This is a genomic window from Nocardia farcinica (assembly GCF_029867845.1).
GTDB lineage: Bacteria > Actinomycetota > Actinomycetes > Mycobacteriales > Mycobacteriaceae > Nocardia > Nocardia farcinica_A.
In genome coordinates this window covers 1-4,916 of sequence record NZ_JARWRU010000199.1, presented here as the reverse complement: position 1 = coordinate 4,916, position 4,916 = coordinate 1, and the positions used below count along the sequence as shown (strand labels likewise).

The window sequence follows — 4,916 nt, the reverse complement described above, 5'->3', positions numbered from 1 at the left end:
CCGTACGGCTCGGCGATGGCGGCGGCGCCGGAGCTCACCACGATCACCCGGCCGCGGCCGCGGGCGCGCATGGCGGGCAGGGCGGCGCGGATGACCCGGTGGGTGCCGAGGACGTTGATGTCGAACACGGCGGCCGCCTCCGTCGGGTCGGTCTCCTCGATGGCCCCGACCAGGCCCGCGGCGGCGAAGGTGACCACGGCGTCGATGCGGCCGTGCCGGGCGCTCACCTGCTTCACCCAGGCCTCGACGGCCTCGGTGTCGCGCACGTCCACGGTGGCGTAGCCCTCGCCGGGCACCACATCGCAGCCCTCGACGGTGTAGCCGGCGCGGGTGAGCCGGTCCAGGGTGGCCGCGCCCATGCCGGTCGCGACCCCGGTGACGAGCACGACCTCGCTCATACGGCGGCCACCTTCAGCACCCGTGGCAGCACCTCGAGGCGCGCCGAGGCGACCACGGTGATCTCACCGTCCAGTTCCAGCGGGACGGGCCGTTCGGGGTGCAGGTCGACCGCCCGGTCCCGGTGGCAGACCGCCAGCGGGGAGGCGGAGAACCGGCCACGGTAGAGCCCGGCGATCAGACCGAGGATGCGCAACCGGCCCGAGGGCGCCCAGATGTTGATGTCGAAACAGCCGTCGTCGCGGGTGACGGGGGTGTCGTAGTACATGCCGCCCGCGAAGTGGACGCTCTTGAGCACGCCGATATTGGTGATCGGGCCGTGATGCTCCCAGTCGCCGCCGCGCACCCGCACCGGCAGCGGCCGGTGGGTGGCGATATTGCTCAGCGCGGTCGCCACGATGGCGGCCTCCACGTTCTTCGCCTTGAGCCAGGCCATCGCCCCGGTCGCGCGGTTGAACGAGTCGTTGCCCGCCGCGACCAGGCCCATGCTGGCGTTGAGCAGGAAGTAGCTGATCCGGCGGGTGCCGTCGGGGAGCCGCAGCGTCGCCTTGCCCACGTCGACCGCCTCGGCCCGATCGGCGTCCACCCGGACCGGCACGTCGGCGACGGTGGCCCCGTCGGGCACCGGCTTGTGGAAGTCGTTGGAGCTGCCGAGCCCGACCGCGCCGAGCACGACGGCGTCGGTGCCGCCCCTCGGCCGGTCGGTCTCGGGGTCCATGACGGCATTGAGCACGAGGTTCACCATGCCGTCGCCGCCCGCGGCGACCACCACGGCGGGCTCGCCCGCCCCCGCCCGGTTCTCCACGTACTTGCGCACCAGGTCGGCGGCCCGGCAGGCATCCTCGGGAATCTCCACGGTCATCCCCGGATGCGACTGTCGCAGCGCTCTTTCCACCGGCTCCCAGCGGCGCGGCGCGGTGCCCGCGTTGGATCGCGGATTCAGGACGACGTGCATGACTTCTCCTCGATACCCAGCCACTCCCGCAGCCGGGGCCAGTGGCCGGTGGTGACCCGCCCGGTGCGCGCGCACGCCGCCGGAACCGCGTGCCCGGCGCCGAGCAGGAACATCGGAATGCCCGCCAGCGCGGCGGGCGCGTCGTTGGCGGCGTCGTTGCCGACCATCACGCACTCACCGGGTCGCAGCGAAAGCCGTTCCAGCAGTTCGTGATAGAACTCCACCCTCGGCTTCGAGCGGCGCATCGTCTCCCCGCTGGTGATGAACGCGAAGGCGGACGGGTCGTGCCCGCCCCAGCGCAACCTGGTGATGGCGGTGCTCGCGGGCCACAGCGGATTGGTGGCGACCACCTGGGTGTCGCCCGCCGCGCGCAGCGCCCGCACGGTGTCGACCGCGATCGGCAGCGGCGGGAAACAGGAGCGCAGGCGCGGGAATTCGACCTCGGCCAGGTGGCGCAGCCGCTGCTCGGCCTCCGCCGGGGTGAGCGCGAAACGCTCCGCGAGCAGGCCGACCATGTAGTCGGTGTTGGTCAGTTCGGTGTCGTTGGCGCGCACCGCCCGCAGCACACCCGGTAGTTCGCGCAGGAAGCGGTGCGGACCGGTGGATCGGAAAGAACGGGCGGCCAGCACCGGCATGAGGGTCTTGACGGCCCGGCCGCGCACGCCGACCAGGGTGCCGTCCAGATCCCACAGCACCGTCCGGCCCGAGGGGGCCGCGCTCATTCCTGGCTGTCCAGGACGGCTTGCAGGTCCTGGCGGGTCAGGCCGAGGCGGGCGGCGCATTCCTCGATGCCGGGCCGCTCGGGTCCGCCGCGGCCGGTGCGGCGCAGTGCCTCGCCCGCGTAGGCGGCGGCGAGGTCGGCGACGGTCTTGGCCAGCGCAGCGGGGAACAGCCATGTGCCGAGGTCGCGTTGGAACACCCTGGTCAGCCGGTAGGGTGCGGCCACCCGCGCGCCGAGCAGCGACAGTGCCGACGGCTCGCGCAGCGAACTCATGCGCCGCGCCTCCTCGGCGGGCACCAGCAGCAGTCCCGACCACAGCCTGGCGAAACATTCGCGCTTCTCCGCCGCGCGGGTGGTCATGTTGAACTCGGTGTAGGCCTTCTCGATCCGCGAGGTGTGGGTGGAGCGGCTGCGCAGCAGGGTGTGGACGTCGGCGGTCTTGCGGGCGGTGTCGTAGCGGACGAACCGGCCGGCGCGCGGTCGCGCCGCCTCGATCACCTCCGCGAACGGCGGCACGGGCACCAGGCGGTGCGCCAGCGACAGCGCGTGGTACATCAGCGGTTCCGAACCGGCCGTGCGCATCTCCCGGATCAACAGGTCGTAGTCGAGATCGGCGGCGTGGCGGGCCAGGTTCCAGATGTCGCCGAGTTCTCGGACGCCGGTCTTGTAGTACGGCAGGTGCACGCCGAGGTGGTGCAGATTGTCCTCGTGCGCCATCGCCCAGGCGGGCACGCCGTAGAAGTCGATGCGTCGCACGCGCGACCAGATGCCGTCGTAGTCGATGGTGTAGGGCGCCAGCGGGGTGATCAGCCCCCAGTGCGTGCCGATCACCAGCGCGCCGTCGCGGGAGACGAACGACGGCAGGTGGTGGGAGCGGCGGGTGCGCACCTTCGGCGCCTTGCCGAGCAGTTCCGAGGTGGCGAACAGACCGAGTTCCCGGTAGATCTCGAGCACGGTGTCGATCTGATCCACCTCGACGAGGATGTCCAGATCGTTCATCCGCTTGTAGCGCGGATCGTGGTAGATCTCGGTGGAGAACAGCATGCCCTTGAGCACCACGCACCGTACGCCCCGCTCGTCGAAGCGGCGCAGCACCTCGAGGGCGGCGGCGAGGCGGCGGTCGTTGACCTCGGCGATCCGGTCGGTCACCGCGGCGAAGCCGGAGCGCACCGGCGCGGGCACCAGGTCGAACAGGCCCTCGGCCGCCAGCCTGCGCTGCACCAGCGGGACGGTGGCGTTGCGGCGGGCGAGATCGAGCAAGCCCGCCCAGTCGGTGACCTCCTTGGCCGAGTCGATCAGCTCGGTGCGTTCTGTCGCGCTCGGCGCCGCGAGCGCGGCGAGCACCAGCGTGCGCTCGGCCGCCGTGGCGCCCTCGGCGATTCCTGTGGTCCCGGTCGTCATGCCCGGCTTCCTTCCTGTTCGGGGTGGAATCCGAATCGGCGGGCCACCGCGGCGATGCGCTCCAGAGCGAAGTCCAGATGGTCGCGGGTGTGGGTGGCCATCATCGACACCCGCAGGCGCTGCTGTTCGCGTGGCACGGCGGGGAATTCGACGCCGTTGACGAACACGCCCTCCCGGTGCAGCGCCGACACCACCTCGCCGACGGCCAGGTGCGGGGGCACCAGGATCGGGATGATCGCGGTCTGCGGGTCGACGGCGAAGCCGAGTCCGCGCAGCTCGGCGGCGAAATAGGCGGTGTTGTCGTGCAGTTGCCGCACCCGCTCGGGGTTGGCGTCGATGAAGTCGAGCGAGGCCAGCACCGAGGCCACCACGGCGGGGGACAGCGAGGCCGAGAACATGTGGGAGCGGGCGAAGAACCGCAGGGTGTCCACCGCGTCGCGCGAACCCGCCACGAAACCGCCGGTGGTGGCGAACACCTTGGAGAAGGTGCCCATGGACAGCTCGACCGAGCCGTCGGGCAGGCCGAAGTGCTCGGCGGTGCCGTGGCCGCGCTCGCCGAGCACCCCGGTGCCGTGCGCGTCGTCGACGGCCAGCCACGCCCCGAAGGAGTCGCACAGCGCCCTGATCTCCGGCAGCGGCGCGATGTCGCCGTCCATCGAGTACACGCCCTCCACCGCGACCACCACGTTCGCGCCGGGATTGCGCCAGCGCACCTGCATCAGCCGATGCCGCAGGTGGGTGAGATCGTTGTGGTCGAAGGCCATCGAACGCACCCGGCCGAGCTGGATGCCGTCGTAGAGGCTGGCGTGGCTCTGCTCGTCGTAGACGAGGATGTCTCCGCCGCGCAGCAGGCCGGTCACCCAGCCGACATTGGCGGCGTAGCCGGAGGAGAACAGCAGCGCCGACTCGCAGCCCTTGGATTCGGCGAGCCGCTGCTCGAGCCGCATGTGCAGCGAGGTGGTGCCGTTGAGCAGGGGCGGGCCGCCGCAGCCGACGCCGAATTCGCGGGTGGCCGCCACGGCGGCCTCGATGATCTCCGGTTCGTCTGCCAGGCCGAGATAGTTGTTGGAGCCGAACATGATCAGCTCACGGATCTCACCGCCGTCGGGGTCGCGCACCTGCACCACCGGCCCGGCGGGTCCGGTGATCTCCCGCAGCACGAAACCGGTGGCCCTGCCGTTGGTGACGAACGGCCGGAAGTCGTCGAAGCGTTGCTGGAAGGTGTGCGCGGAGGCGTCGAGATAGTGCTCCAGGCTGAAGTTCTCGCCGTGTCCGGTGGGTGCGGTTGATGCGGTCATGGGGTGTCCTCGTGCACGATCGTGGCGGTGCCCGCCCGGCCGTCGAGTGCGACGCGGTCGCCGGTGCGGATGCGCTGGGTGACGCCGGGAACGCCGACCACGGTGGGTATGCCGAGTTCGCGGCCGATGATGGCGGTGTGGGAGA

General features: G+C 71.5%; 6 protein-coding genes. All 6 read right to left on the bottom strand.

Annotation, left to right across the window (positions count from 1 at the left end):
• Positions 1 to 398: SDR family NAD(P)-dependent oxidoreductase (locus QH283_RS04105; protein WP_280501683.1), on the bottom strand; the 398-nt coding region annotated here is incomplete at its 3' end.
• A complete protein-coding gene (locus QH283_RS04100) occupies positions 395 to 1,351 on the bottom strand; it encodes a diacylglycerol/lipid kinase family protein (RefSeq protein WP_280501682.1) in 957 nt (318 codons plus the stop codon). The genes QH283_RS04100 and QH283_RS04105, both read right to left, overlap by 4 nt.
• Entirely contained in the window at positions 1,336 to 2,073 is a 738-nt protein-coding gene (locus QH283_RS04095; RefSeq protein WP_280501681.1) for an HAD family hydrolase, read from the bottom strand. The genes QH283_RS04100 and QH283_RS04095 overlap by 16 nt, the downstream gene beginning before the upstream one ends.
• Complete coding sequence (locus QH283_RS04090; protein WP_280501680.1) at positions 2,070 to 3,473, bottom strand: nucleotidyltransferase domain-containing protein; 1,404 nt, start codon at positions 3,471 to 3,473, stop codon at positions 2,070 to 2,072. Before QH283_RS04090 ends, QH283_RS04095 begins: the two co-directional genes overlap by 4 nt.
• A complete protein-coding gene (locus QH283_RS04085; protein ID WP_280501679.1) occupies positions 3,470 to 4,771 on the bottom strand; it encodes an aminotransferase class I/II-fold pyridoxal phosphate-dependent enzyme in 1,302 nt (433 codons plus the stop codon). The genes QH283_RS04090 and QH283_RS04085 overlap by 4 nt, the downstream gene beginning before the upstream one ends.
• Entirely contained in the window at positions 4,768 to 4,902 is a 135-nt protein-coding gene (locus QH283_RS30275) for a PEP-utilizing enzyme (RefSeq protein WP_432420653.1), read from the bottom strand. Before QH283_RS30275 ends, QH283_RS04085 begins: the two co-directional genes overlap by 4 nt.
• Positions 4,903 to 4,916 lie beyond the last annotated feature (14 nt).